Annotated in this window: 25 protein-coding genes and 1 tRNA gene; 24 read left to right on the forward strand and 2 right to left on the reverse strand. The window is 64.5% G+C overall.

Annotation, left to right across the window (positions count from 1 at the left end; translation table 11 throughout):
* Positions 1-95: 95 nt before the first annotated feature.
* Both AC1MCD_RS05915 and sdhC read right to left on the reverse strand, forming a co-directional pair.
* Entirely contained in the window at positions 96-557 is a 462-nt protein-coding gene (locus AC1MCD_RS05915) for a succinate dehydrogenase hydrophobic membrane anchor subunit (RefSeq protein WP_498676752.1), read from the reverse strand.
* 3 nt (positions 558-560) lie between these two features.
* Positions 561-896 (reverse strand): succinate dehydrogenase, cytochrome b556 subunit, encoded by a 336-nt coding sequence (gene sdhC, locus AC1MCD_RS05920; RefSeq protein WP_056347392.1) that lies wholly within the window; start codon positions 894-896, stop codon positions 561-563.
* Positions 897-1198: 302 nt separating this feature from the next.
* On the opposite strand from sdhC, the gene AC1MCD_RS05925 reads away from it, so the two are divergent.
* The 24 genes from AC1MCD_RS05925 (at position 1199) to AC1MCD_RS06040 (ending at position 26069) form a co-directional block, all read left to right on the forward strand.
* Positions 1199-2332, forward strand: a complete 1134-nt coding sequence (locus AC1MCD_RS05925; protein ID WP_498676753.1) for a mannose-1-phosphate guanylyltransferase — start codon at positions 1199-1201, stop codon at positions 2330-2332.
* An 86-nt stretch (positions 2333-2418) separates the two neighbouring features.
* Positions 2419-3618 (forward strand): amidohydrolase, encoded by a 1200-nt coding sequence (locus AC1MCD_RS05930; protein WP_498676755.1) that lies wholly within the window; start codon positions 2419-2421, stop codon positions 3616-3618.
* A gap of 126 nt (positions 3619-3744) precedes the next feature.
* Complete coding sequence (locus AC1MCD_RS05935; protein ID WP_498676756.1) at positions 3745-4179, forward strand: MarR family winged helix-turn-helix transcriptional regulator; 435 nt, start codon at positions 3745-3747, stop codon at positions 4177-4179.
* Between the two features lie 43 nt (positions 4180-4222).
* On the forward strand, positions 4223-4654 hold the full coding sequence (locus tag AC1MCD_RS05940) for an organic hydroperoxide resistance protein (protein WP_498676759.1): 432 nt from the start codon (positions 4223-4225) through the stop codon (positions 4652-4654).
* Complete coding sequence (locus tag AC1MCD_RS05945) at positions 4651-5673, forward strand: NADP-dependent oxidoreductase (RefSeq protein ID WP_498676761.1); 1023 nt, start codon at positions 4651-4653, stop codon at positions 5671-5673. The genes AC1MCD_RS05940 and AC1MCD_RS05945 overlap by 4 nt, the downstream gene beginning before the upstream one ends.
* Before the next feature lie 218 nt (positions 5674-5891).
* Complete coding sequence (locus AC1MCD_RS05950; protein ID WP_498676762.1) at positions 5892-7001, forward strand: BMP family lipoprotein; 1110 nt, start codon at positions 5892-5894, stop codon at positions 6999-7001.
* Between the two features lie 175 nt (positions 7002-7176).
* Positions 7177-8784 carry an ABC transporter ATP-binding protein gene (locus AC1MCD_RS05955; protein ID WP_498676764.1) on the forward strand — a complete coding sequence of 536 codons (1608 nt, stop codon included), beginning with the start codon at positions 7177-7179 and terminating at the stop codon, positions 8782-8784.
* A complete protein-coding gene (locus AC1MCD_RS05960; RefSeq protein WP_498676765.1) occupies positions 8777-10144 on the forward strand; it encodes an ABC transporter permease in 1368 nt (455 codons plus the stop codon). The genes AC1MCD_RS05955 and AC1MCD_RS05960 overlap by 8 nt, the downstream gene beginning before the upstream one ends.
* A complete protein-coding gene (locus AC1MCD_RS05965; RefSeq protein WP_498676767.1) occupies positions 10141-11466 on the forward strand; it encodes an ABC transporter permease in 1326 nt (441 codons plus the stop codon). The genes AC1MCD_RS05960 and AC1MCD_RS05965 overlap by 4 nt, the downstream gene beginning before the upstream one ends.
* A 5-nt stretch (positions 11467-11471) precedes the next feature.
* Complete coding sequence (locus AC1MCD_RS05970) at positions 11472-11888, forward strand: cytidine deaminase (protein WP_498676768.1); 417 nt, start codon at positions 11472-11474, stop codon at positions 11886-11888.
* Positions 11872-13185, forward strand: coding sequence for a thymidine phosphorylase (locus AC1MCD_RS05975; RefSeq protein ID WP_498676770.1), 1314 nt, complete (start codon positions 11872-11874; stop codon positions 13183-13185). Before AC1MCD_RS05970 ends, AC1MCD_RS05975 begins: the two co-directional genes overlap by 17 nt.
* A gap of 5 nt (positions 13186-13190) precedes the next feature.
* Positions 13191-13826, forward strand: coding sequence for a DedA family protein (locus AC1MCD_RS05980; protein WP_498676771.1), 636 nt, complete (start codon positions 13191-13193; stop codon positions 13824-13826).
* A 99-nt stretch (positions 13827-13925) separates the two neighbouring features.
* Positions 13926-14651 carry a DedA family protein gene (locus AC1MCD_RS05985; protein WP_498676774.1) on the forward strand — a complete coding sequence of 242 codons (726 nt, stop codon included), beginning with the start codon at positions 13926-13928 and terminating at the stop codon, positions 14649-14651.
* A gap of 39 nt (positions 14652-14690) precedes the next feature.
* Complete coding sequence (locus AC1MCD_RS05990; protein ID WP_498676776.1) at positions 14691-15845, forward strand: adenosine deaminase; 1155 nt, start codon at positions 14691-14693, stop codon at positions 15843-15845.
* 61 nt (positions 15846-15906) lie between these two features.
* The gene (locus AC1MCD_RS05995; protein ID WP_498678197.1) at positions 15907-16485 is read left to right on the forward strand and encodes a MazG nucleotide pyrophosphohydrolase domain-containing protein; all 579 of its coding nucleotides are present in this window, start codon (positions 15907-15909) and stop codon (positions 16483-16485) included.
* Between the two features lie 133 nt (positions 16486-16618).
* On the forward strand, positions 16619-17899 hold the full coding sequence (eno, locus tag AC1MCD_RS06000; RefSeq protein ID WP_190987737.1) for a phosphopyruvate hydratase: 1281 nt from the start codon (positions 16619-16621) through the stop codon (positions 17897-17899).
* A gap of 144 nt (positions 17900-18043) precedes the next feature.
* Complete coding sequence (locus tag AC1MCD_RS06005) at positions 18044-18739, forward strand: FtsB family cell division protein (protein WP_498676781.1); 696 nt, start codon at positions 18044-18046, stop codon at positions 18737-18739.
* Positions 18740-18754: 15 nt separating this feature from the next.
* The gene (locus AC1MCD_RS06010) at positions 18755-19438 is read left to right on the forward strand and encodes a DUF501 domain-containing protein (RefSeq protein WP_498676783.1); all 684 of its coding nucleotides are present in this window, start codon (positions 18755-18757) and stop codon (positions 19436-19438) included.
* Positions 19435-20382, forward strand: coding sequence for a Ppx/GppA phosphatase family protein (locus AC1MCD_RS06015; RefSeq protein ID WP_498676786.1), 948 nt, complete (start codon positions 19435-19437; stop codon positions 20380-20382). Before AC1MCD_RS06010 ends, AC1MCD_RS06015 begins: the two co-directional genes overlap by 4 nt.
* A gap of 35 nt (positions 20383-20417) precedes the next feature.
* Complete coding sequence (locus tag AC1MCD_RS06020) at positions 20418-21794, forward strand: S8 family serine peptidase (RefSeq protein ID WP_498676788.1); 1377 nt, start codon at positions 20418-20420, stop codon at positions 21792-21794.
* Between the two features lie 34 nt (positions 21795-21828).
* Entirely contained in the window at positions 21829-23319 is a 1491-nt protein-coding gene (locus AC1MCD_RS06025; RefSeq protein ID WP_498676790.1) for an NAD(P)/FAD-dependent oxidoreductase, read from the forward strand.
* 121 nt (positions 23320-23440) lie between these two features.
* Complete coding sequence (locus AC1MCD_RS06030; protein ID WP_498676792.1) at positions 23441-24382, forward strand: N-acetyltransferase; 942 nt, start codon at positions 23441-23443, stop codon at positions 24380-24382.
* A 23-nt stretch (positions 24383-24405) separates the two neighbouring features.
* A tRNA-Leu gene (locus AC1MCD_RS06035) sits at positions 24406-24479 on the forward strand.
* 357 nt (positions 24480-24836) lie between these two features.
* Entirely contained in the window at positions 24837-26069 is a 1233-nt protein-coding gene (locus AC1MCD_RS06040; protein ID WP_498676795.1) for a branched-chain amino acid ABC transporter substrate-binding protein, read from the forward strand.
* Positions 26070-26098 lie beyond the last annotated feature (29 nt).

The following is a 26098-nucleotide window of genomic DNA, read 5'->3' on the forward strand; positions in this document are numbered from 1 at the left end:
GCTCTTTCTCTCAAAATTCGCAATAAAACAACGGGCAGGCGTTACCTGCACCGCAAAACTCAGGCCGTGGTCCGTGGGCGACGGCCGGGATGTGGCTACGCGGGGCAGAAGCCGCCGGGCAGGGGAACACCGTCGACGACGGGGCACGGGTTGAAGGTGAAAATCACCAGGGTGCCCAGGACGATGATCACGGTAGTGGCTGCGTACAGGACGATCTTGAGCGCGAGGCGGGTGGAATCCTTCTCGGCGTAATCGTTGATGATGGTGCGGACGCCGTTGGTGCCGTGCAGCATGGCGAGCCACAGCATGGCAAGGTCCCAGACCTGCCAGAACGGGTCCGCCCACTTGCCGGCGACAAATCCGAAGTCGATGGCATGGATGCCTTCGCCCACCAGGAGGTTTACGAAGAGGTGGCCGAAGATCAGCACCACCAGCACAATGCCGGAGAGACGCATGAACAGCCACGCCAGCATTTCGAAGTTGCCCTTGGAACCGCCGGTGCGGCGGTACTGCGGCGAGATCTTCCCGCTGCGTGGGCTGTCAATAGTTGCAGTCATGTCTTAGTGACCTCCAAGAGCGAGGGAAAGGTGGCGAATGGAGAAGCCGACCATCACAACTACCCACAGGGCCAGGACGGTCCACAGCATCTGGCGCTGGTACTTGGCGCCCTTCTTCCAGAAGTCGACCGCGATGATCCGCAGGCCGTTGAAGGCATGGAAAACAATGGCGGCAACCAGGCCCGTTTCACCCAGGGCCATGAGGGGGTTCTTGTATGCACCGATGACTGCGGTGTAGGCCTCAGGGGACACTCGCACCAATGAGGTGTCCAGCACATGGACCAACAAGAAGAAAAAGATCACTACACCGGTAATACGGTGTCCTACCCAGGACCACATGCCTTCACGGCCGCGGTACAAGGTGCCAGCTGGTTTCGTCGGCACTGATAAACCTCCCTGCAACACAGCGGCGCTGGCATGAGATCCACGCGGGGGGAACGCCTGCTGCGAGAGCACTCGTAGCTCAGAGCCTAAATGTAGGCTTCGCTAACAGCTTATTCAATTTAGGAACCACTTGGTGACCCCGCAATGCCGGGGTTTTGGTTTTAATTGAGACAAAGGCCACACGCGGCCGCCCGGCGAACGCCTTATGACACCACCACAGCGGGGACCCGGGGGCCGATCGGCTAAAGTAGGCCCTGATGAGTACAGACCAATTGACAAGCCCGGTTTCACCCCTTGACCGTTTTATCGCGGTGATTCCGGCAGGCGGAGTGGGGACCCGCCTCTGGCCCCTGTCACGTGCAGCAGCTCCCAAATTCCTTCACGACCTCACGGGGTCCGGCAGTACTTTGCTGCGGGCCACCTACGACCGCTTGGAGCCCCTCGCGGGCCGGCGCGTCCTGGTGGTCACCGGCACTGCGCACCGGGCCGCCGTGTGCCGCCAGCTGCCTGAAGTGCAGGACTCGGACCTGGTCCTCGAAAGCGAGCCTAAGGATTCCGGCGCAGCGATCGGCCTGGCCGCCGCCATCCTGCACGAGCGCGACCCGGAAACCATCATGGGCTCGTTCGCCGCGGACCAGGTGATCAGCCCGGACAACCTCTTCCAGGCAGCGGTCCGCGAAGCCATTTACACGGCAGCCGCAGGCAAGATCGTAACCATTGGCATCAAGCCCACCCACCCTTCCACCGGCTTCGGCTACATCCGGGCCGGACGGGAACTCCACATCGACGGCGCGCCAAGCGCCCAGGCCGTAGTGGAGTTTGTGGAGAAGCCGGACGAGGAAGTTGCCCAGCAGTACGTTGACAGTGGCGAGTATGTCTGGAATGCAGGCATGTTCGTGGCTCCCGTGGCGCTCATGCTCAAGCACCTTGAAGCCAACCAGCCCGAGCTATATAAAGGCCTGCTCGAGATCGCCCAGGCCTGGGATACTCCGGACCGCGATGCCGTCACGGCCCGGGTCTGGCCCACGCTGCCCAAGATCGCGATCGACTATGCGGTGGCCGAACCTGCCGCAGCCGCCGGTGACGTGGCCGTTGTGCCGGGTACTTTCGGCTGGGACGACGTCGGTGATTTCGCTTCCGTGGGCAGGCTCAACAGTGCGCGGGAAGTTGACGACGTCACGGTCATCGGAGAGGGTGCGCGCGTGTTCACCGAAAACGCCAGTGGTGTGGTGGTTTCCGATACGAAGCGTGTGATTGCCCTGATCGGTATTAAGGACGTGGTCATTGTGGACACCGGGGATGCCCTGTTGGTGACCACCAAGGAACACGCCCAGCGGGTCAAGGGCGCTGTTGACGCGCTCAAGGCCAGCGGCGACACCGACGTTCTGTAACCGGCCGGGACTGTCCCGGCCGGGCGCGGGTTGTAACTCTGCAACGCTGATGACGCTATTCCCCGGTCGCTCGCTAGAGTAAATGAGTGCGTAATTACACTACTGAAGCCGAGCCCACCACATTAGTGCGGCCGTGGCTGGAGCCGCTCCTGCCGGAACTGATCGATTTCCGCAGGGATCTTCATGCGCACCCGGAGCTATCCTTCAAAGAGTTCCGCACTACTGACAAGCTGGTGGAGCGCCTCGAAGCCGCGGGCCTCGCGCCGCGGCGGCTTGAGGGCACCGGACTCACCGTGGATATCGGTGAAGGACCGATTGCCACGGCACTTCGCGGCGACATTGATGCCCTGCCGATCATCGAAGAAACAGGGCTGCCGTTCGCCTCGAAGAACCACGGCGTCACGCACGCCTGCGGTCATGACGTCCATACCGCCACCATGCTCGGCGTCGCCCTTGTTCTGCAGAAGATGAACGAAGAGTCACCGTTGGCCGGCACTGTGCGCATCATCTTCCAGCCGGCCGAGGAGACCATGCCCGGTGGCGCGCTGTCCTGCATCGAGCAGGGTGTCCTGGAGGGTGTGCCGCGCATCTTTGCGCTGCACTGCGACCCGAGGATCGACGTCGGACGCATCGGTACCCGCATCGGCGCCATTACGTCCGCTTCGGACACTATCAAGATCGAACTGAGCGGTCGCGGCGGCCACACTTCGCGGCCGCACCTCACCGAGGACCTGGTGTTCGCCCTGGCCCAGATCGCTGTCAACGTCCCCGCGGTGCTGTCCCGCCGGGTGGATGTCCGCAGCGGCGTGTCCGTGGTGTGGGGCCAGATCAACGCCGGATCCGCGCCGAACGCCATTCCCGGAACGGGTTACATGGCAGGCACCATGCGCTGCCTCGACCGTGATGCTTGGCACGATGCCGGCGAGCTCCTGGACGAAGTGGTCCAGCAGGTGGCCGCACCCTACGGCGTGGACGTGCATCTGGAGCACACTCGGGGAGTGCCGCCCGTAGTGAACTCCGAGCACGAGACGGCGCTGATTGAGGCGGCGGCGCGCGCCGAACTCGGCGAGAGCGCAGTGACGTTGACGCCGCAGTCCATGGGCGGCGAGGATTTCGCCTGGTTCCTTGCCGAACTGCCCGGCGCCATGGTGCGCCTGGGCACCAAGACTCCCGGCGGCGAGGAGTACGACCTGCACCGGGGGGACTACATCGTGGACGAACGTGCCCTGGGCCTGGGTATCCAGGTCCTCACAGCCGCAGCCCTCCGGACCATCCGCGACCTCTAGAACGCCGCAGCGAACGGACATTTGAGGCCCCCGCAAGGGCTGTCAGGTGTCCGTTTCGCAGTTAAAGAAGGGCAGCAACGGCAAGATAAGTTGTGCACAATTGAATTGTGCCCTACAGTTTTAGGTGTGAACGATGCCCCCCGCCTCGACCGCCAGGTCTGTTTCGCCCTCTACTCCGCCTCCCGCGCGGCCACAGCGGTGTACCGCCCCGTGCTTGAGGACCTCGGCCTGACCTATCCGCAGTATCTGGTCATGCTGGTCCTCTGGGAATCGGAACCGAAGGGAGTCAAAGAGCTCGGCGTCGAACTGGGCCTGGACTCCGGCACCTTGTCGCCGCTGCTCAAACGCCTCGAAGCGATGGAGCTGGTAGAACGCCGCCGGTCCGGGGAGGATGAGCGCCGCGTAGCGGTCCACCTGACACCGGCCGGCCGCGAACTCAGCAGCAAGGCCAACGCGATTCCTCAGCGGCTGGCGGAGGCCGCGGGGCTGTCGGACGGGGAGCTGGAACAGCTCCGTGCCACCCTCGAACGGCTCACCGAGGCACTTCACAGCTCCCACTGAGCACCCACAGATTTCCGTTAACCACTTCAACAGAACGGACCCTATGAAAACCCTCTACACTGCCGAGGCCCTGGCCTCAGGCGAAGGCCGCGACGGCAACGCCCGCACCAACGACGGGAAGCTGGATGTTAACCTCGCCAGTCCCCTGGAGCTGGGCGGTGACGGCAACGGCACCAACCCCGAGCAACTCTTCGCCGCCGGTTACGCAGCCTGCTTCCACTCGGCACTCCGCCTCGTGGGGCGCAAGGAGCGTGCCGACCTGACGGACTCGGCCGTGGCGGCCAAAATCCACTTTGGCGCTTTGGATGACGGCATGGGTTACGGCCTCGCAGCAGAACTGGAGATCGCCGTTCCCGCCCTGGACCTGGCCACCGCGGAAGCCCTCGTGGCCAGGGCGCACCAAATCTGCCCCTACTCCAACGCCACCCGCGGAAACATCACCGTAGACATCAAGATCCTGGAGTTCGCCGCATGAGCACCCCCACCTCACTGCCAACGTCCACCCGCGAAATCCGCCTCGCCTCGCGTCCGGAAGGACGCCCGGTCCCGGAGAACTTCCGCCTCGCCGAGTCACCGCTTCCCGAACTCGGGGACGGCCAGATCCTGGTCCGCAACCTCTACATCTCCGTAGACCCCTACATGCGCGGCCGCATGAATGACACCAAATCGTACTCAGCGCCGTTCGCGCTGGATGCAGCGCTCGACGGCGGCGCGGTGGGGGAGGTCATCGCGTCCAAGTCCGACGCGCGCAAGGTGGGGGACGTCGTCGTCCATCAGTTGGGTTGGCGCGAATACGCCGTTCTGGACGCCGACGCATCGTCGGTTGCCCGCACGGACCTCGCCCCGGCGTCGGCCTTCCTTGGCGCCCTGGGCATGACCGGCCTGACGGCCTACGCCGGACTGCTCAAGGTTGCCGAATTCAAGCCCGGCGATGCGGTGTTCGTTTCAGGCGCCGCCGGGGCCGTAGGTTCCCTGGTGGGCCAGATCGCCAAAGCCATGGGCGCATCACGCGTGATCGGCAGCGCCGGAACACCCGAAAAAGTGGCGCGGCTCCTCGAGCTGGGCTTTGACGCCGCCTTTAATTACCGTGACGCCCCAGTCCGCGAACAGCTCAAGGCAGCCACCGGCGGCAAAGGGATCGACGTTTACTTCGACAACGTTGGCGGCGAGCACCTGGAAGCGGCCTTGGCCGAGCTCAACGTGGGCGGACACGTGGCAATGTGCGGGGCCATCGCGCAGTACAACTCCACCGAAGCAACGCCGGCTCCGCGGAACCTGATGCTCGCCATCGGCAAGCAGCTCACCCTCCGCGGTTTCCTGGTGGGCGGACAGCGCCAGCATCGGGCGGAATTCTTCGAGAAGATGTCAGCCTGGCTTGCGGACGGTTCAGTCCGGTACGACGAGACCGTGGTGGACGGGCTGGAGAACGCCCCGCAGGCGTTCATGGATCTGCTTGAGGGCGCCAACACCGGCAAGATGCTGGTTCGACTCTAGGCGGCTCGGGGGTGTTCTACCCGTTGGTAACAAATTCTCAACAATCTTCGGGATCCAACCCGTGATGTGGTAATCGGTGTGCTTCAGACCACTAATGTTGCTTCTATCAGTGCGCTCCGGCGCAGTGCTGCGAAGCCGTCAGTGATAACAGAATTTCAGTGTAGAAATGGACACTCATTGAATTCGAGTCGTAGCGCCACTCTCTCCCTGGAGGAAATTTGAAGAACACACTGCGCACTAAGTTCAAGCGCGGCTCGATGGTCGGCGTGGCCTCAGTAGGTGCTACAGCACTCCTGCTTACCGGCTGCGGCGCCGCACCTGACAGCGGAAGCACCACCACAAACACGGCAAGCGATTACAGCGGCTGCATCGTCTCCGACTCCGGCGGATTCGATGACCAGTCGTTCAACCAGTCCTCCTACGAAGGGCTGAAGAAGACCGAGAAGGACCTGGGCATCAAGGTCAACCAGGTGGAGTCGAAGACCAACAACGACTTCGAGCCGAACCTGCGTGCCATGGTCACCGCGGGCTGCGACCTCACCATCACGGTGGGCTTCCTCCTCGGTGACGCCACCAAGGCCCAGGCCACTGCCAACCCGAACAGCCACTTCGCGATCATCGACTTCGGCTACGCCACGCCGATCGCCAACGTCAAGCCGATCATTTACGACACCGCCCAGGCCGCCTTCCTTGCAGGGTACCTGGCCGCCGGCTCCACCAAGACCGGTACCGTGGCCACTTTCGGCGGCATCAAGATCCCCACCGTCACCATCTTCATGGACGGCTACGCCGACGGTGTGAAGTACTACAACGAGAAAAAGGGCAAGAACGTCAAGGTCCTGGGCTGGGATAAGGCTGCACAAGACGGCAGCTTTACCGGCGACTTCGAAAAGCAGGACGTCGGCAAGCAGCTCACCCAGAACTTCCTGGACCAGGGCGCGGACATCGTGATGCCCGTTGCCGGTCCGGTGGGCAAGGGTGCCGGCGCAGCGCTGAATGAGGCGAAGGCGGCCGGCAAGGACGTCAAGCTCATCTGGGTTGACTCCGACGGCTTCCTCACGGCTCCCGATTACAAGGACATCATGCTGTCCTCGGTCATGAAGCAAATGGGCGAGGCGGTGGAAACCGTTGTGAAGGAAGACAAGGACGGCAAGTTCACCAACACCCCGTACGTCGGCACGCTGGCGAACGACGGCGTCCAGTTGGCCCCGTTCCACGGCTTCGATTCCCAGGTTCCGGCCGAGCTGAAGTCCGAGCTGGACCAGATCAAGAAGGACATCGTGGACGGCAAGCTAAAGGTCGAGTCTGCGGCTAGCCCCAAGGTATAGCTTTCCTCGCTAAGCGCCACCCCCGGATGGTCATCGACTGGCCGGGCGGTGGCGCTTTTCGTTGGACCGCATGCCTCAGCGCAACAGCCCACCCGGGACTGCAGGCACTAGGCTGGTGCTGCAGCCTCATATCCCGTCCGGTACGGTTACGGACGCTTCGAGATTGGTCAGAGTTTTGAAACTTGAACTCAGAGGGATCACCAAACGTTTCGGCTCCCTGCTCGCCAACGATCACATCGATGTGGTGGTTGAACCCGGACAGATCCACTGTCTGCTGGGCGAGAACGGGGCCGGCAAATCCACCCTGATGAATGTGCTGTACGGGCTTTACGAGCCCACCGAGGGCGAGATCCTCGTTGACGACAAACCCGTTTCCTTCCGCGGCCCCGGTGATGCCATGGCCGCAGGCATCGGCATGGTGCACCAGCACTTCATGCTGGTACCGGTGTTCACCGTCGCAGAAAACGTCGCACTGGGCGCCGAAAGCACCAAAGCCGGCGGCTTCCTCAACCTGGAGGACACCCGCCGCAAAATCAAGGAGATCTCGGACCGCTACGGGTTCGACGTTGATCCGGACGCGCTCGTGGAGGACCTCCCGGTGGGTGTCCAGCAGCGCGTGGAAATCATCAAGGCCCTGGTCCGGGAGGCCAAGGTCCTGATCCTGGACGAACCCACCGCCGTGCTCACGCCCCAGGAAACCGACGAACTGCTGGACATCATGCGCCAGCTCAAGTCCAACGGCACCTCGATCGTGTTCATCTCGCACAAGCTGCGCGAAGTGAAGGCCGTCTCGGACACCATCACTGTGATCCGGCGCGGCAAAGTTGTGGGCTCCGCCAACCCGGGTGACTCCACCACGGCGCTGGCCTCGATGATGGTGGGCAGGGCCGTTAACCTGACCTTGGACAAGGCCCCCGCCAAGCCGTTGGAGAAGACCTTCAAGGTCAAGGACCTCACCGTCATCGCCCCGAACGGGCAGCATATCGTTGACGGCATCAGCTTTGACATTGCCCGCGGCGAGATCCTGGCCGTCGCCGGAGTCCAGGGCAACGGGCAGACGGAACTTACCGAAGCCATCCTGGGACTCCAGGAACGGGTGCACGGCTCCATTCTCTTGGACGACGTGGAGCTGGTTGGCCGCAGCGTCAAGGACGTCCTCAACTCCGGCGTCGGTTTCGTGCCGGAGGACAGGTCCGTTGACGGCCTGATCGGCACGTTCTCGATCGCCGAGAACCTGGTGCTTGACCGTTACGACCAGCCGCCGTTCGCCAAGGGCATCAGCATGAGCCCGGCGAAGGTCCTGGAGAACGCAAAATCGCGGATCGATGAGTTCGATGTGCGCACCCCTTCAGGCCTCCTGGCCGCCGGCACCCTGTCCGGCGGCAATCAGCAGAAGGTGGTCATGGCACGGGAGCTGTCCCGGCCGCTGCGCCTCTTCATCGCCTCACAACCCACCCGCGGTGTGGACGTCGGGTCCATCGAGTTCCTGCACAAGCGGATCGTCGCTGAACGAGACCAGGGCACGCCGGTGATGATCATCTCCACCGAGTTGGATGAGGTCATGGAACTCGCCGACCGGATCGCCGTGCTCTACAAGGGAAAGCTCGTGGGAATCGTCCCCGCCGGAACCGGCCGCGACGTCCTTGGCCTCATGATGGCCGGCATCCCGCAGGAGGACGCCGGCACGGACCACGCTGCTAAGCCGGACCACGCTTTCAAGACTGACGCCGCAGCCGCTGAAGGCCGCGCAACCTCCAGCCCCGAAGGAGGCGAACATGCCTGACGAGGATCGCCCAAAACACGCCGACCAGCACGCCAAGCCACACGAAAAAAGCGCGGCGGCGGAAGAAACTGCCGCCGTAGCGGCGGTGGACACTGCCGGCGGCGCCATCAGCCCATCTGCAGTGCCCGCCACCGCCCAAAGCGGAAAACTGCCCGGCGGCCCGGACACCCTGCTCCGGAAGATTTTCACCGGCAGCGGTGTGGTCTCAATCCTGGCGGTGCTGCTGGCGCTCATCCTCGGCGGCCTGCTGATCGCTGCCACAGACGAACGCGTGGCAGCCACCTCGACGTACCTGTTCGCCCGTCCCACCGACTTCCTTTCGGCGGTGTGGAACGCCGCCACCCGGTCCTACGTTGCCCTGTTCCAAGGCTCCGTCTTCAACCCGAAGGGTTCCGGCCTGGCCGTGCAGTTCGCGCCGCTCATGGAAACCCTCACCATCGCCACGCCTCTCATCACAGCGGGTCTTGGCGTGGCCCTGGCGTTCCGGGCAGGCCTGTTCAACATTGGCGCCCAGGGCCAGATCATCATGGCCGGCATCCTTGCAGCCTGGGTCGGTTTTGCCCTGCACCTGCCCCTGGGGCTGCACCTTCTGCTGGTCCTGGTGGCCGGCATCGTGGGCGGTGCGCTTTGGGGCGGCCTGGTAGGCCTGCTGAAAGCCCGGACCGGTGCCCACGAGGTCATCCTGACCATCATGTTCAACTACATTGCCCTGTACTTCCTGCGGTACCTCCTGAACACACCCGCGTTCCAGCGGCCCGGCGAGTCCAACCCGATCTCGCCCATCCTGGATCCCACCGCCGTCTACCCGCAGATTTTCGGCTCGCAGTACCGCCTGCACCTGGGCTTCATCCTGGCCATCGCGGCCACTGTCCTGGTGTGGTGGCTGCTGAACCGGTCCACCGTCGGCTTCGAATTCCGGGCTGTAGGGGCCAACCCCAAGGCCGCCCTGACCGCCGGGATCAACGTCTCGCGCTCCACCATCCTGGTGATGGCAATCGCCGGCGCCCTGGCCGGCATGTCCGGCGTCGCCCAGGTGGCGGGCACGGAAAAGGTCCTGACCGACGGTGTCGCGGCAACGTATGGCTTTGACGCCATTACGGTGGCACTGCTGGGACGTTCGACGCCGTGGGGTACCTTCGCCGCCGGGCTGCTGTTCGGCGCCTTCCGCGCCGGCGCCGTGCAGATGCAGATCCAGACGGGCACGCCCATCGACATTGTCCTGGTGGTTCAGTCGCTGATTGTCCTCTTCATCGCGGCTCCGCCGCTGGTGCGGGCCATCTTCGGGCTGAACCCCCGCCGCAAAAAGCCGGCCGCAGCCGGCAAATCCCAGCAGGCAGCAACCACCGGAGGCGCAGCATGAGCGCAACAGCAACATCGCCCTTGCCGGGAAGTGGCAGCCCCGGAACAGTGCCCGAAGCCGGCAAGATCCCGGCTGCGTCCGGTAAGCCGGTGCTCTGGAAAACTCCCGTCGTGCTCTCCGCCCTGGCAATAGTTGCTTTCATTTTCTTCGGGCTGATGGGCTCCGGACAGACTGCGAAGTTCGGTATTTCCACCGGCGGCGATTTCTTCCAGCTCCCCGCGCTGGAAATCCCCGCCATGGCCGGCGGCATCGTGCTCTCGGTCCTGATGCTCGGGCTGGCGGCCTACGCCGTTTACCTTAAAACCAAAGACCGGCCGGCACCGGCCTGGCTGACCATCACCTTCACCGTGCTGTTTGTCGCAGCTTTCCTGATCTGGGTTGTGGGCGGGGCCAAGACACCCAGCATTTCGCTGGCCGGGCTCATCGCCGGTTCCGTGACGCTCGCCGTTCCGCTGGTGTTCGGGTCGCTGTCCGGTGTGCTCTGTGAGCGCGTTGGCGTGGTCAACATCGCCATCGAGGGCCAGCTCCTGGGCGGCGCTTTCACAGCAGCCATCGTGGCCAGCATTACCCAGAACCCCTTCGTGGGCCTGCTGGCTGCCGCTGTTGCCGGCGCGGCAGTGTCCATGGTGCTGGCAGTGTTCAGCATCAAGTACCTGGTCAACCAGATCATCGTGGGCGTGGTTCTCAATGTCCTGGTGTCCGGCGTCACCGGCTTCCTGTTCAGCACCGTGATGCAGGAGAACAAGGCCAAGTTCAATTCACCCCCCGGCCTGGATATCGTCGAGATCCCCATCCTCTCCGGCATCCCCATCATTGGACCCATCCTGTTCAAGCAGTCAGTGGTGGGTTACCTCATGTATCTCGCCGTCATTGTGGTGTGGGTGGGGCTTTTCAAGACCAAGTGGGGCCTCCGGGTCCGCGCAGTTGGAGAGCATCCCCAGGCTGCAGACACCATGGGCATCAAGGTCAACGCCACCCGCTTCTGGAACGTGACCCTGGGCGGTGCCATCGCCGGCATCGGCGGTTCCTTCTTCACGCTCGTTGCCATCGACAGCTTCACCAAGGAGATCTCCGGCGGACGAGGCTTCATCGCCCTGGCCGCGCTGATCTTCGGCCGGTGGAATCCGATCGGTGCGTTCTTCGCTGCCCTGCTGTTCGGTTTTGCGGACAACCTGCAGAGCATTGTGACCATCATCGGAACGCCGGTGCCCAGCCAGTTCATGGCCATGCTGCCCTACCTGGTAACAGTGCTCGCCGTCGCGGGTCTCGTTGGACGGTCTCGGCCGCCGGCGGCCAGCGGCATCCCGTACGTCAAGGGATGACGGCGATGGAAGCGGGCATCATCGACTGGGATCTGCTCAGGGCGGAGGCAACAAGCGCCATGAAAAAAGCCTATGCCCCGTATTCGAAGTTCCCGGTGGGGGCGGCGGCCCTCACCGCCGACGGCCGGCTGGTCAGTGGCTGCAACGTGGAGAACGCCAGTTACGGGCTGACACTCTGCGCTGAATGCGCCCTGGTGGGGAACCTGCAGATGACCGGCGGCGGTCAGTTGCGGGCCTTCTACTGCGTGGATGCCGCCGGCAATGTGCTGATGCCGTGCGGCCGCTGCCGGCAACTGCTCTACGAGTTCCGGGCTCCCGCCATGGAACTTATGACCACGCACGGCATCAAGACGATGGACCAGGTGCTGCCCGACGCATTTGGTCCCCAACATCTGGAGGACTCCGGTGACACAGGCAACTGAAGCGTTCGACGCCGTCGACATCATCCGTACCAAGCGGGACCGCGGCGTCCTTAGCCCGGAGCAGATCGACTGGACTATCGATGCCTATACCCGCGGGGCCATCGCGGATGAGCAGATGGCCGCGCTGAACATGGCCATCCTGCTCAACGGCATGGACCGTGCGGAGATTTCCCGCTGGACTGCCGCCATGATCGCCTCCGGGGAGCGGATGGACTTCAGCGGCCTTCGGCGGCCCGACGGCGGCAGGAAGGCCACCAGCGACAAGCATTCCACCGGGGGAGTAGGGGACAAGATCACCCTCCCGCTGGCCCCGCTGGTAGCCGTATTCGGCGTTGCCGTGCCGCAGCTGTCCGGCCGCGGGCTGGGACACACGGGGGGCACCCTGGACAAGCTGGAATCGATCCCGGGTTGGCGGGCCGACCTGAGCAACGACCAAATGATGGCACAGCTGCAGGACGTTGGTGCCGTGATCTGCGCCGCGGGGGCCGGACTGGCGCCGGCAGACAAAAAGCTCTACGCCCTGCGGGATGTTACCGGCACGGTGGAAGCCATCCCGCTCATCGCCTCCTCGATCATGAGCAAGAAAATTGCCGAAGGGACGGGCTCGCTGGTCCTCGACGTCAAAGTGGGCAGCGGAGCCTTCATGAAGGACGAGGCCAGGGCACGGGAGCTGGCGGAAACCATGGTGGCGTTGGGTAAGGACGCGGGCGTTAACACCGTGGCGTTGCTGACCAACATGAGTACGCCCCTCGGCCTGACGGCGGGCAACGCGATCGAGGTCGAGGAATCAGTGGAAGTCCTGGCCGGCGGCGGGCCGGAGGACGTGGTGGATCTGACGGTTCGACTGGCCGAAGAGATGCTGGCCTGCGCAGGCGTCCACGATGCCGATCCCGGCGCCGCGTTGAAGGACGGCCGGGCCATGGATGTCTGGAACAGGATGATTGAGGCGCAGGGCGGCGATCCGCGGGCCAAGCTGCCGGTGGCCAAAGAGCCGGAAGTCATCTACGCGCCCGCCGACGGGGCCCTCGTGGAACTCGATGCCCTGGCCGTCGGGGTCGCCGCGTGGCGCCTCGGGGCAGGCCGTGCCCGCAAGGAGGACGCCGTGCAGGCAGGCGCCGGGATCCGCATGCATGCGAAGCCCGGCGCGGTAGTACGGGCCGGAGAACCGCTCATGACATTGCTCACCGATACGCCGGAAAAGTTCGCGCGCGCCAAGGAATCCCTGGAACATGCGGTCACGATTGCACCGGAAGGGTCACGCCCGGCACAACGGCTCATCATCGACCGAATAGCATAGGGAGAATGCAGGCCATCAATGACTTCATCCTCACTGCCGCCGGGCAGCCGTGGGTGTTGCTCCTCGTGTTGGCCTGCTGCCTCATTGACGGCTTTTTCCCGCCGATCCCCAGCGAATCGGTGGTGGTGGGCCTGGCCGCCGTGGCAGCCACCGCAGACGTTCCCAATCCGTGGCTGCTGATGGCCGTGGCGGCCCTGGGCGCATTCTCGGGTGACAACATCGCCTACCTCATCGGACGCAGGGTGGGCACTCAGCGCTGGCAATGGATGCGGGGGCCGCGGATGCAAAGCGCGTTCCGGTGGGCCGGCAAGGAACTCAGGAAGCGGCCGGCGTCCTTGATCCTCGTGGCGCGGTTTATCCCCATCGGCCGGGTCGCAGTGAATCTCACGGCGGGCGTGACGCATTACCGGCACCTCCGTTTTGTTGGCCTGACGGTCCTCTCCGCCACCCTCTGGGCAGCATATTCGGTAGGGATCGGACTGTTTTTCGGCCAGTGGTTTGAGAACAACCATTTCCTCGGCGCTGTCATAGCCATTGTCTGCGCCGTCGGCCTGGGAATCGTCGTGGACCTGGTCATCAACCGCGTCCGTGGCAAGGTTCCGGTGGTGGAGCGGCTGAAGGATCCCGGCGCGCAGGAATGAAGGGTCCGCGGGCGTAGCGGAGGGTGTCCCGGACATGGGACACTGAGGAGCGATTTACCTCACTTTCAGCTGCAGCTTTCGTCTAGGAGCAACACCCGCATGGAGTTTATTAATGAAGCCGTGCTCCATGCGGCGGGCCAATGGTGGATCTACCCCGTTCTGCTCCTGTTTTTCTTCGTTGACGGCTTCGCCATGGTGGTGCCCAGCGAAACGCTCATTGTGGCGCTTGCAGCGTTTTCCAGGACCGGCGGCGAACCCAACCTCTGGATCCTTGGCGCGACGGCACTGGTCGGCGCCATCGCCGGCGACAATATGGCCTTTATGCTCGGCCGGAGGATCGGCCTCGAACGCTGGAAATGGATGCGCCGGCCCAAGATTCAAAAAGCCTTCGGCTGGGCGCGGTATGAGCTGGACAAGCGCGGCGCCGTCCTGATTTTCACGGCCCGCTACATTCCGTGGGGGCGCGTGGCGGTCAACTATGTGGCCGGCAGTACAGGTTTTGGGCATCGCCGCTTCTTCCTGCTGGACGCCTTTGCCTGCCTTACCTGGGTGGGCTATTCGATCGGCATCGGCCTGCTTGCCAGTTCCTTCCCTTGGCTCGAACACAACCCGCTGCTGAGCGCCGGCATCGCCGTGGTGTTCGCCATTGTGCTGGGCATCGTGATCGACCACCTCCTGCGGATGTGGCACAAGCACCTGGCCAGCAAGGACGCTGAAACTGTGGATGAATGGCTCGACGGCGGCCCGGAAGGTTCCCTGCCCCCGCGCACGGGAGCTTCCCCGCTGCTGGCACCCGCACCGGCGGAGGCCGAGCCCGGAAAGTAGCGGGTGGCATAAGCTGCCTGCCGACCCTAAGGTTGGAAGGTGACTGAGCCCATTGTTGACACCGCCCCTGCCATCGATTTCGACCTGAAGAGCCTGCCCAAGGTTTCGCTTCACGACCACCTGGACGGTGGTCTCCGGCCCGCCACCATCATTGAATTGGCCCAGGCCGTTGGACACACGCTCCCGTCCACCGAACCAGTGGCCCTGGGCCAATGGTTCCGCGAATCCGCCGACTCCGGCTCGCTGGTCCGTTATTTGGAGACCTTCGACCACACTGTTGCCGTAATGCAGACCAAAGAAGGCCTGTTCCGGGTCGCCAAGGAATTCGTGGAGGACCTGGCGGACGACGGCGTGGTGTACGGCGAGGTGCGCTGGGCACCGGAGCAGCACCTCCAGAAGGGCCTGTCCCTTGACGAGGCTGTCGAAGCTGTGCAGGAAGGCCTCGAGGCCGGTGTCGGCGCCGTCGCGGAAGGCGGCCGCGAAATCCAAGTTGGCCAGCTGATCACCGCCATGCGCCATGCCGACCGCGGCCAGGAGATCGCTGAACTGGCCGTCCGCCACCGCAACAAGGGCGCCGTGGGCTTCGACATCGCCGGCGCCGAGGACGGCTTCCTGCCGTCCCGGTTCAAGGACGCATTCACCTACCTGGCCCAGCACAACTTTCCTGCAACCGTGCACGCCGGCGAGGCCGCCGGGCTCGAGAGCATCCAGTCCGCCCTGGTGGACGGCCGGGCGCTGCGCCTGGGCCACGGTGTCCGCATCGCTGAAGACATCCTGGTGGAATTCGACGACGAAGACGACACCGAGGGTGCCGAAGGCGGGGAGGACAGCATTGGCCTGGTCACCCTGGGTGACCTCTCCAGCTGGATCCGTGACCGCGGCATCGCCTTGGAGATCTGCCCCTCATCGAACCTCCAGACCGGTGCCATCGCCGGATTCGGTGAAGGCATCGAGAGCCACCCGCTGGACATGCTCTACCAGCTGGGTTTCAACGTCACCATCAACACGGACAACCGGCTGATGAGCGGCGTGACGCTGACGGACGAATTCGAGCTCCTCGTCGAAACGTTCGACTACGACCTCGACGACCTGCTGGAGCTCACCCTGAATGCCGCGGAGGCGTCATTCCTTCCCTTGGAGGAGAAGGAAGCGCTGGTGGAGTACATCAACGACACCTACGCCAACCTTGGCTGACCAGCCGCCGGCCGAACGCCTGGTCACGGTCATAGCCGAGTTGCGGGAGCACTGCCCATGGATGGGTGCCCTGACGCATGCCTCGCTGGTGGAGTACCTCCTGGAGGAGGCCTACGAGGTTGCGGAAACGATAGAGACGGGCGCCGATGATACCGAACTCCGCGGCGAGCTGGGTGACGTGCTGCTCCAGGTGGTGTTGCACGCCCGGCTTGCCGAGGAGCGCGGCTCGTTTACGTTCGACGACGTCGCGCGCGGACTGAGTGCCAAGATGGTCCGCCGCAATCCGCACGTGTTCCAGGCCGACGGCACGCTCCAGGACAGCTTCCCGGCAACGGTGGACGAGATCGTCCGGAAATGGGACGCGGTCAAGAGTTCGGAGCGGCCCGAACGCAGCGAGCCAGCAGACGGGATCCCGGACGCCCTGCCCGCCCTGGCCAAGGCACAGAAATTCCTCGACCGGGCTGAACGCGCCGGGTCTGCCGTCCCGGTGGGTGAGCTGGCCGAAACCTCGGCGATCACTTCCGAGGAGGAACTCGGTGAGCTGCTGCTCGCCGTCGTCGGTTCTGCGCGTGCCCAGGGATTCGACGCAGAGCGCGCCCTGCGGGGAGCCATCCGCCGGCGGTCCGGGCCGCCATCATGACGTCCGGGTGACGGATAGCGTTCCGTAACGTCCGCCACTCTCGACTACGCTAGTCCCTGACAAAGACGTCCCAAAGATTCCGCCAATTTTCAGCTGTTAGATCCACCAAAAATCGCCCCCAAGGAGCAAATCCATGGCGCTTATCGATGCCATCCACGCCCGCGAGATCCTCGATTCCCGTGGCAACCCGACCGTAGAAGTTGAAGTACTGCTCTCCGACGGCCAGATCGGCCGCGCAGCGGTTCCCTCCGGTGCCTCCACCGGCGAGCACGAGGCCGTTGAGCTTCGCGACGGCGACAAGGGCCGTTACCTCGGCAAGGGTGTGCAGAAGGCCGTTGACGCTGTCATCGACCAGATCGCTCCGGCCCTGATCGGCTTCGATGCCACGGACCAGCGCAGCATCGACCAGGCCATGCTGGACCTGGACGGCACCCCCAACAAGGGCAAGCTCGGCGCCAACGCCATCCTGGGTGTTTCCTTGGCCGTGGCCAACGCAGCCGCCGCGTCCGCCGACCTGCCGCTGTACAAGTACCTCGGCGGCCCGAACGCGCACGTCCTCCCCGTTCCGCTGATGAACATCCTCAACGGCGGCTCCCACGCGGACTCCGACGTCGACATCCAGGAATTCATGATCGTCCCGATCGGTGCGGAGACCTTCTCTGAGGGCCTGCGTTGGGGCGTTGAGGTCTACCACAACCTCAAGTCCGTCCTGCAGGCCAAGGGCCTTTCCACCGGCCTGGGTGACGAGGGCGGCTTCGCGCCGAACCTGCCGTCCAACCGCGCCGCGCTGGACCTGATCCAGGAAGCCATCAAGAACGCCGGCTACACCCCGGGCAAGGACATCGCCCTGGCCCTGGACGTCGCCTCCTCCGAGTTCTTCAAGGATGGTGCCTACCAGTTCGAGGGCAAGGCCCTGTCCGCCACTGAGATGAGCGCCTACTACGCCGAGCTCGTTGCCGACTACCCCCTGGTGTCCATCGAGGACCCGCTGGACGAAAACGACTGGGACGGCTGGAAGACCCTCACCGACAGCATCGGCGACAAGGTCCAGCTCGTGGGCGATGACCTCTTCGTCACCAACCCGGCCATCCTGCAGCGCGGCATCGACACCAAGACCGCCAACTCGCTGCTGGTGAAGGTCAACCAGATCGGTTCGCTGACCGAGACGCTGGACGCGGTTTCCCTGGCCCAGCGCGCCGGTTACACCACCATCACCTCGCACCGCTCCGGCGAAACCGAGGACACCACCATTGCTGACATCTCCGTTGCCACCAACGCGGGACAGATCAAGACCGGTGCCCCGGCCCGCTCCGAGCGCGTTGCCAAGTACAACCAGCTGCTGCGCATCGAAGAGGAACTCGACGACGCCGCACGCTACGCCGGCCGCAGCGCGTTCCCGCGTTTCAAGGGCTAGTAGCCGCGTAAACCACTGACCGGTGGCTATGGTTGAAAGACCATAGCCACCGGTTTTTGTTTCGGCCTGCTGCTGTACCAGCGCAGGCATTTTGTTTCAGCGCAGAGTTGCGGCCCGAGGCAGGCCGCACGTTTCAGGAGTGTCATGGCTACCCGCCGTCCCAAAGTTCCCAAGGCCGTTTCCACGCATCAGGCCAAAACGGATCACGCCAAGGAATCCGCCGACACCGCAGATGTCATCCGCGCCCATTTTGGCGGCACCAAAGATGGCAACGCCCAGGGCAAGGCCGGCCAGCCGCAGGGCACCGCCGCGAAAGCCGCAGCCTCTTCCAAAACCGCCGCCGCCTCCAAGGGGACCCCCGCGAAAGGTTCCCCCAACGCGAAAGTGCGGGGGAGCGGCAGGTCCGCTGCGGGCGGAACGCCGCAGGGAGAGGCGCTGCACGAAACCCACCCCGTACCGGCCAAGGCCTTCTCCGGACGCATGCTGGCACTCGCCGTCGTGATGATTGCCATCACCATTATGCTCGCGCCCACCGTCAAGATTTTCTTCGACAAACGTGCCGAACTTGCTGCCCTGAGCGACGATATCGCCGCCCGCCAGGCCGAGGGGGACAGGCTGCGCCAGCAGATCTCGCGCTGGCAGGATCCCAACTACGTGAAACAGCAGGCCCGCGACCGCATTAACATGGTTATGCCGGGCGAAACCGGCTACTGGGTCTTCGGCAGTGATTTGCCGGCAGGATCAAGCAGTAGCCAGAACGCCGCAGCAGCGCAAGACCCCGCCGATCTGCCGTGGGTGGATTCCCTGTGGGAGTCCGTCAGGCGCGCGGCCACAGACTGAACCACCAGAGGAAGGATGGCCGCGCCAGTGGAAGCACACACGGCACCTGAGCCGGAGAAATCCCGCCAGCCATCAGCACATGATCTTGAAGTACTCAGCAGGCAACTGGGAAGGCCGGTGCGCGACGTCGTCGAAATCCCGGCCCGTTGCGCATGCGGCAATCCCTTGGTGGCTGCCACGGCGCCCCGGCTGGGGAACGGCACGCCGTTCCCCACCACCTTCTACCTGACGCACCCCGTCATCACCTCGGCAGTCTCCCGGCTCGAAGCTGCCGGCCTGATGAACGAGATGAATGAGCGCCTCACCGCGGACGAGCCCCTGGCGGCCGCCTACCGGGCCGCCCACGAGGACTACCTCGCTGCCCGGGCCGGCATCGGCGAACGGGCGGGCATCGGTGCAGTCCCGGAAATTGACGGCATCTCCGCCGGCGGCATGCCCTCCCGCGTCAAATGCCTGCATGTGCTGGTGGGGCATTCCCTGGCCGCCGGGCCCGGCGTGAACCCGCTGGGCGATGAAGCCATCGCCGGCATCCGCGAATGGTGGACCGCAGACCGCTGCTACTGCGATGGCGCCTGGGACACTGACGGCGAGGCACCGTCGCGGGACCTGAGCCGCCACGGACCCCAGGGCCTGCCGGAGATCGTTGGCCGGCCTGCCCCGGTCCGGAAAACAGCGGGTACCCCGGAAGCCACTCCGTGACCCGCGTCGCCGCCATCGACTGCGGCACGAACTCCATCCGCCTGCTGATCGCGGACGTGGACCGCAGTAACGGCACTGCCAGGCTCACGGACGTGGTCCGGGAAATGCGCGTGGTCCGCCTCGGCCAGGGCGTGGATGCCACCGGCGAACTTGCTCCCGACGCGCTGGAGCGCACTTTTGCAGCCACCGCGGACTACGCCGCGCTCATCCGTCAACACGGCGCCACGTCGGTGCGGTTTGTGGCTACTTCCGCGAGCCGCGACGCCCGCAACCGCCACGTTTTTGTGGACGGAGTCCGGGACCTGCTCGGAGTGGAGCCCGAGGTCATCTCCGGGGACGAGGAAGCGGCCCTGTCCTTCGCCGGCGCCAGCAGCGTCCTGCCCATCCACGACGGTGACCAGGTCTTGGTGGTTGACCTCGGCGGCGGCAGCACTGAATTCGTCCTCGGCACGGCCAACGGTGTCACGGCCGCCAAATCCGTGGACATCGGCTGCGTCCGGCTGACCGAACGGCACCTTCGGGACGACCCGCCAACCGCGGAACAGATCGCTGCCGCGGAAGCCGACGTCGACGCCGCCATCACCCGCGCGGGCCTCGACGTTCCGCTGGAACGTGCCACCGCCGTCGTCGGCGTTGCCGGTTCGATCACCACCATCACGGCGCACGCCCTGCGGCTGCCGGAATATTCGCCGGAGGCGATCCACGGAGCTGAACTTCCCCTCAGCACTATCACTGCAGCCGCCGCAGACCTCCTGGCGATGACCCGGGCTTCACGTGCGGAACTGCCCTATATGCACCCGGGCCGGGTAGATGTGATGGGCGCCGGCGGGCTGGTGTGGGGCCGAATCCTGGACCGGCTCCATGACCTCAGCGGGGGCAGGATCGTCACAGCCACCGCCAGCGAGCACGATATTCTTGATGGAATTGCCCTGAGCCTCAACTGACGCCGGGCATCAGCGCACCAAGCAGGGGAATCCACATGACCAGAGCAACAGCCCGGTTCCGCCGGACCGCCGCAGCGCTCCTGGCGATGTCCCTCGCAGGCGTCAGCCTTGCCGCAGGCCTGGCGCTGGCGCCCGCCGCGCAGGCGGATGAGGTGCGGGACAAACAGTATTGGCTGGGCGAATCCGGAATCATCAAGGCCTGGGACGTCTCCAAAGGTGCCGGGGTAAAAGTCGCCGTGATCGACAGCGGCGTGGACGCGGGCCACCCTGACCTGAAGGGTGCTGTCACCGGAGGGTACGACGCCTCGGGGGCAGGCACCGCCAACGGACAGAAAACCATCGGCATTAAACCCGAACACGGCACCCTGGTGGCCACGATGCTGGCCGGCCGCGGCCACCAGCCGGCCACGGCGTCACCGTCACCGACTCCCGCCCCGTCACCGGTCGGCCCGGACGGCATGGTGGGGGTGGCGCCGGAAGCGGAGATCCTGTCCGTCTCCACCTGGCTGGGCTCGGCGAACCCCGCGGGCAAGAGCGACCAGGACCAGATCCCCGAGGCCGTCCGCTGGGCCGTGGACAACGGCGCCAGGGTCATCAATATTTCCCTGGGAAGCACCACGCCGCAGTGGCCCCAGAGCTGGGACGCTGCCTTCCTTTATGCCGAGCAAAAAGACGTGGTGATCGTTGCCGCCGCCGGTAACCGGGTGGGAGGCAACCTCCAGGTAGGCGCTCCCGCCACAATTCCCGGTGTCCTGACGGTTGCCGGGCTGGACCGCAAAGGGGTTGCGAGCGTCGATTCGTCCTCCCAGGGGATCAGCATCGGCGTGGCCGCACCGGCGGAGAACCTCCTGGGCGGACTGCCCGGCGGCGGGTACGCCGAATGGGCCGGTACGTCGGGCGCGGCCCCGATTGTGTCCGGTGTGGCCGCCCTGATCAGGTCGAAGTGGCCGGACATGAGCGCGAAGCAGGTCATCAACCGGATCGTCAGTACTGCCAAGGACGCCGGTCCCGCCGGGAAGGACCCGCTATACGGTTTTGGCGTGCTCAACGCAGAGGCGGCCTTGAAGGATTCGGTGCCTGAAACTGCGGCCAACCCTTTGGGCTCCATTTCTGACTGGATCCGGGTGCACCGCCGCGGGAACCTTGCCACGCCCGCCCCGGTGGCCAGCGCTGAGGTGGCCAGCGCCGTTCCCACCCTGCCGGATCCGTCGGTGCCCGCCGCGAAGGCTCCGTCCCAGCGTGACAGTGCCATCGGCGCCGCCGTCGTCATCGGATCAGCCCTGCTGTTTGTGGTGATCATCGCCGTGGCCGGTTTCCAGTTGCGCAGGGCTGCTCGGGACCCGGTCCTGGCGGGCGACGATCCGGATACGGGCGTCTTCGATACTGCGGATTCAGGCGGCAAGCACAGTTAGTGAAGATTTTCACAAACTACGGTATCCTTGAGCCATGGCAACCACCCCAGAGCTCCAGGACCGACCCAGGGTACTCGTCGTCGGCGGCGGATACGTCGGCCTGTACGTAGCACTCAAACTGCAGAAGAAGATCGCGAATGCCGGTGGCATCGTCACCCTCGTGGATCCACTGCCCTACATGACCTACCAGCCTTTCCTGCCCGAGGTCGCCGGCGGCAACATCGAGGCCCGCCACGCAGTGGTGTCCCACCGCCAGCACCTGAAGCAGACCGAACTTATCCAGGGCAGCGTCACCTCGATCGACCACGCGAACCGCACCGCCGTCGTGGCACCCGCGGATGGCGGCGGACACATCGAAGTTCCCTACTTTGACATCGTGGTCGCCGCAGGCGCCATCACCCGCACGTTCCCCATCAAGGGCCTTGCGGACAAGGGCATCGGCCTGAAGACCATCGAAGAGGCCGTGGCCCTGCGGAACAAGGTGCTGGAACGGATCGAAGCCGCTTCCACCATCACGGACCCCGCAGCCCGCGCCAAGGCCCTGACATTCGTTGTGGTCGGTGGCGGTTTTGCCGGCATCGAGTGCATCACCGAAATGGAAGACCTGGCCCGCGCCGCAGTCCGGAACAACCCGCGCATCAAGCAGGAGGAAGTCCGCTTCGTCCTGGTCGAGGCCATGGGCCGCATCATGCCCGAGGTCACCGCTCCCCAGGCTGAATGGGTTGTGGAGCACCTCCGCAGCCGCGGCATCGAGGTCCTGCTGAACACCTCGCTGGACAGCGCCGAAGGCACCCTGAAGCTGATTAACCTCCCGGACAAGAGCCTGGCCCAGGAATTCGAAGCCGACACGCTTGTCTGGACTGCCGGCGTGCAGGCCAACCCGATGATCCGCTCATCCGACTTCCCGCTGGAGCCGCGCGGCCGCGTCCGCGTGCTTCCGGACCTCCGTATCGCCGGTGACGAAGGCATTGTTGAGAACGCCTGGGCTGCCGGCGACATCGCCGCCGTGCCCGACCTCACAGGCAGCGGCCTGCCGGACGGTACCTGCGTCCCGAACGCCCAGCACGCACTGCGCCAGGCCAAGCGCCTCGCCAAGAACCTGTGGGCTTCCCGCTGGGACAAGCCGCTGAAGGACTACAAGCACAAGAACCTTGGTGCCGTGGCCGGCTTCGGTGAGTGGAAGGGTGTCGCCAACATCAACCTCATCGGCCGCATCGGACTCAAGGGCCCGCTGGCCTGGCTGGCACACCGCGGCTACCACGGCATGGCCATGCCCACGGTTGAGCGCAAGATCCGCGTGATCATGGGCTGGATCCTGGCATTCTTCATGGGCCGCGACACCACCCAGCTCATCGATCTGGACAACCCGCGCGGCGCGTTCGTTGCGGCTGCCACCCCGGCGCCCAGGCCGGCCGCAGCCCCCGCGGCTGCTCCGGCGGCACCCGAGGCCTCCGCCGCAAAGCCCGGCTCGGCTGCCGCCACCAGCGTGGACCCGAAGCAGTCAGTCACCGCCGACGCCAAGTAGCGCCGACCGCACCGCATCGCAGCAACGCCCGACGGCGGCTGTCCCTTTACGGGGTCGGCCGCCGCTTGCGTGTCCCGGCACGTCGTCCTTGCGAGGCACGTCTTCCTTTTAGACTGGCAGGATGACTGGCGAAACGAACCTCCAGGCCCTGCTCGCAACGCTGCATCCCGTGCTTCGGGACGGCGAATACGTCTACGTCCTGTGGCCGCACGGGAGGCCACTGGAGGCGGGGATCCAAGCCGCGGTCCGTGAAGCCGAGGGCCTCACGGTGGTCCTGCCGCGCGAGACCGCGGACAGCTTGGGGCTGCCCTACGACTTTGTGGGTGCCTGGATCACCCTGCAGGTGCATTCTGAAGTGGAAGCTGTTGGACTGACGGCCGCCGTGGGGAAAGCCCTGATTGATGCCAGGATCAGCTGCAACGTGCTGGCCGGCTTCCACCATGACCACCTGCTGGTGCCGGCAGCGGACGCGCCGCGCGCCCTCGAAGTCCTGCACGAACTGTCAGCGGCTAGCCTGGACCAGCCGCGGCCCGAGCTGCTGCTCCGGAACGAGACGCCGGCGGACAGGGAAACGATCCTCGCTCTGACATCCGAAGCGTTCGCCATCTCGCCAGTGACCGGTCTGGCCGTGGAGGGCGAGCCGATTGAAGTTGACATGCTCCGCCAACTCTTCGAATGCGAGGAATACATGCCTGAATTCAGCGTGGTGGCGGAGCTGGCCGGTGAAGTGGTTGGTCATGTGATCAGCACCCGGGGCTGGGTGGGCGATTACGGGTTGCTGGGGCTGGGACCCATCGGCGTCACGCCCCGGCTGCAACGCCACGGGATCGGCACTGCGCTGATGAACGACACGATCGCCCGGGCCAACGCAGCGGGGGAGGGCGGCATTGCCCTGCTGGGCAGCACTGAGTATTACCCCCGGTTCGGCTTTGTTCCGGCGGCATCTTTCGGCGTGCTGCCGCCTGACGAGGCCTGGGGCGACCATTTCCAGCTGCTTCCACTGGCGCTCTGGCCCGGCGGGGTGCACGGCACGTTCCGGTATGCCGCACCACTGGCAGGCTAATCACGGGATACCATTGACCGGGCGCCCCAGTAGCCCAATTGGCAGAGGCAGCGGACTTAAAATCCGCGTGTTGTGGGTTCGAGTCCCACCTGGGGTACACATTCCCTCTTTAGGCGCGCCTCGCGGGAGCGCCTAAACCAGCACCGTTCCTCCACCTCCCGGCGTGCGCCGTCCTGACACCCGAGGACCCCCTGTGCGTGCTTGATTCCGTATATGCAACAACTGTTATAAGGATGTGACCTCAGTCACTTATATCCGCAGCATATATGCATTATTTTGAAGCTAAATCAGGAGCCCCTGATCCACGTTGTCATCCAGTTTTGGCCACGCCCTAACTCAAATGTGTTTCAGGACACACTTTAGGGAGTAGTCTCAGGAAACAATTTCGGAAGTACGCGTAAGCTGCCTCGGTCATCCGCAGCAGTCGAGATAATCCGGCTCGGAAGGTAAATAAATGTACCGAAAGAAAGTCATTACGGCATGGGCGGCGGCGGCCACCCTGACCCTGGCACTCTCAGGCTGTGCCAATCAGGCCGGCCCCACCACCAGTGACACCTCTGGAGCCTCCGGCAAGGTGAATATCCCGTCAATTTCCAAGGTCGATGTGCCCTCCGGTGCTGTCCTGCCGAAGGGCGACGGCAAGGCTACCTGCGCTGCAACAACGACGTTGGCATATGCAGGAGCACAGACAGGACCGAACGCCCAGCTCGGCGTCAACATCTTCAACGGCATCCAGCTGGCAATCAACCAGCACAATGCCGCAAATCCTGCCTGTCAGGTGCAGTTCAAGAAGTTCGACACTGAAGGGGACCCCAACAAGGCCACAGGGCCCGTCACCCAACTGGTCAGTGAAGCGGACATTGTAGGCGTCATCGGGCTCCCGTTCTCGGGTGAATCCAAGGCTACCGGCAATATTTTCGAGCAGAAGGGCCTGGTTCACATCACGCCTTCGGCTACCAACCCCGGCCTGACGGAGAATGGCTGGACCACCTTCTTCCGTGGTCTGGGTAACGATGCCGTGCAGGGCCCGGCTGCGGCCAAGTTCCTGACCGGAAAGCTGGGCGCGAAAAAGGTTTACCTCGTCCAGGACGATTCCGATTACGGCATCGGACTTGGCACGTCGACCTCCGCCGGGCTCGGCAGCGCACTGGTCGGCACGGAGAAGGTCACCACCGGCCAGAAGGACTTTTCGGCAGTGATCTCCAAGATCATGAACGCCAAGGCCGACGCCGTGTTCTACTCCGGCTACTACGCCGAGGGCGCGCCGTTCGACCAGCAGCTCTCGGGCAAGGGCTTCACCGGCACGTTCGTCGCACCTGACGGCGTCAAGGACGATCAGTTCATCAAGCAGGCCGGCGACGCGTCCAGCAACGCGTACTTCACCTGCCCGTGCATCCCGGGCGAACTGATTCCTGATTTTGCGTCAGGATACAAGGAGGTCTCGAAGGGCACCGAACCCGGAACCTATTCCATTGAGGGCTATGACGCAGCCACGGTGCTTCTGTCGGGTATCGATGCTGGAAAGCAGTCCCGCGCAGATCTGCTGTCCTGGGTGAAGTCCTATGACAAGGACGGCCTGAGCAAGCACTACAAGTGGGACGCCAAGGGCGAACTGCAGGCACCGACTGTTTACGGTTACAAAGTTGAGAACGGCAAGATCGTTCCCATTGGACCAATCGGCGACTAATCGTCGCCTTAGAGTAACCGGCTGTGGGG

This window comes from Arthrobacter sp. BF1 (assembly GCF_056680215.1).

Excerpts from the sequence above, each read along its gene's own strand:
- AC1MCD_RS05980 (WP_498676771.1), top strand. The coding sequence starts at position 13,191 with ATGCAGGCCATCAATGACTTCATCCTCACTGCCGCCGGGCAGCCGTGG.
- sdhC (WP_056347392.1), bottom strand. The coding sequence starts at position 896 with ATGTGGTCCTGGGTAGGACACCGTATTACCGGTGTAGTGATCTTTTTC.
- AC1MCD_RS06040 (WP_498676795.1), top strand. The coding sequence starts at position 24,837 with ATGTACCGAAAGAAAGTCATTACGGCATGGGCGGCGGCGGCCACCCTG.
- AC1MCD_RS05960 (WP_498676765.1), top strand. The coding sequence starts at position 8,777 with ATGCCTGACGAGGATCGCCCAAAACACGCCGACCAGCACGCCAAGCCA.
- eno (WP_190987737.1), top strand. The coding sequence starts at position 16,619 with ATGGCGCTTATCGATGCCATCCACGCCCGCGAGATCCTCGATTCCCGT.
- AC1MCD_RS06020 (WP_498676788.1), top strand. The coding sequence starts at position 20,418 with ATGACCAGAGCAACAGCCCGGTTCCGCCGGACCGCCGCAGCGCTCCTG.
- AC1MCD_RS05925 (WP_498676753.1), top strand. The coding sequence starts at position 1,199 with ATGAGTACAGACCAATTGACAAGCCCGGTTTCACCCCTTGACCGTTTT.
- AC1MCD_RS05985 (WP_498676774.1), top strand. The coding sequence starts at position 13,926 with ATGGAGTTTATTAATGAAGCCGTGCTCCATGCGGCGGGCCAATGGTGG.
- AC1MCD_RS05940 (WP_498676759.1), top strand. The coding sequence starts at position 4,223 with ATGAAAACCCTCTACACTGCCGAGGCCCTGGCCTCAGGCGAAGGCCGC.
- AC1MCD_RS06010 (WP_498676783.1), top strand. The coding sequence starts at position 18,755 with ATGGCCGCGCCAGTGGAAGCACACACGGCACCTGAGCCGGAGAAATCC.
- AC1MCD_RS05965 (WP_498676767.1), top strand. The coding sequence starts at position 10,141 with ATGAGCGCAACAGCAACATCGCCCTTGCCGGGAAGTGGCAGCCCCGGA.
- AC1MCD_RS05945 (WP_498676761.1), top strand. The coding sequence starts at position 4,651 with ATGAGCACCCCCACCTCACTGCCAACGTCCACCCGCGAAATCCGCCTC.
- AC1MCD_RS05995 (WP_498678197.1), top strand. The coding sequence starts at position 15,907 with ATGGGTGCCCTGACGCATGCCTCGCTGGTGGAGTACCTCCTGGAGGAG.
- AC1MCD_RS06030 (WP_498676792.1), top strand. The coding sequence starts at position 23,441 with ATGACTGGCGAAACGAACCTCCAGGCCCTGCTCGCAACGCTGCATCCC.
- AC1MCD_RS06025 (WP_498676790.1), top strand. The coding sequence starts at position 21,829 with ATGGCAACCACCCCAGAGCTCCAGGACCGACCCAGGGTACTCGTCGTC.
- AC1MCD_RS05915 (WP_498676752.1), bottom strand. The coding sequence starts at position 557 with ATGACTGCAACTATTGACAGCCCACGCAGCGGGAAGATCTCGCCGCAG.
- AC1MCD_RS05970 (WP_498676768.1), top strand. The coding sequence starts at position 11,472 with ATGGAAGCGGGCATCATCGACTGGGATCTGCTCAGGGCGGAGGCAACA.
- AC1MCD_RS06005 (WP_498676781.1), top strand. The coding sequence starts at position 18,044 with ATGGCTACCCGCCGTCCCAAAGTTCCCAAGGCCGTTTCCACGCATCAG.